1 protein-coding gene is annotated in these 513 nt (G+C 66.7%); it reads left to right on the top strand.

Features of this window, described 5'->3' with window-relative positions:
- Positions 1-98 precede the first annotated feature (98 nt).
- Positions 99-513 (top strand): adenylate/guanylate cyclase domain-containing protein (locus A5652_RS11570; protein ID WP_232001166.1); only part of this gene is annotated, 415 nt, incomplete at its 3' end.

The raw sequence follows: 513 nt of genomic DNA, 5'->3' as shown, positions 1-513 counted from the left end.
CGCGTAGCGCCGCCGCCAGCAAACGGTCAATACCCCCGCTTCGGGCCGACAAGGGGCTTATCCTTAGCGACTGGGGGGCCCGAGACGGTGGTGCTCATGTGACGACGGCGGAAGCAGCGTGTTCGGCGTGCGGCATAACCCTGCGCGCCACCGCGAAGTTCTGCGACGAGTGCGGCTCACCGACGGCGGTTTCGGCCAAGCCGGCCGAGTACAAGCAGGTGACGGTGCTGTTCGCCGACGTCGTGCATTCGATGGATATCGCCGCTGCGGTGGGCGCCGAACGACTACGCGAGATCATGGGCGAACTCGTCGAGCGCGCAGCGGCGGTGGTACAACGATTCGGCGGCAGGGTCGACAAGTTCACCGGCGACGGCATCATGGCCGTGTTCGGTGCACCAGTCGCGTTGGAGGACCACGCTTTTCGCGCATGTCTGGCGGCACTGGGGATCCAGGATGAGGCCCGGCACATTGCGGGCGAGCTCACGCTCAGGGACGACGTCGACCTGAGGCTGC

The organism is Mycobacterium sp. 1165178.9 (genome assembly GCF_001673555.1).
In the GTDB taxonomy this organism is placed as follows: Bacteria; Actinomycetota; Actinomycetes; order Mycobacteriales; family Mycobacteriaceae; genus Mycobacterium.
The sequence above is the reverse complement of the archived record's forward strand: the minus strand, read 5'-3'. Positions and strand labels throughout refer to the sequence as shown.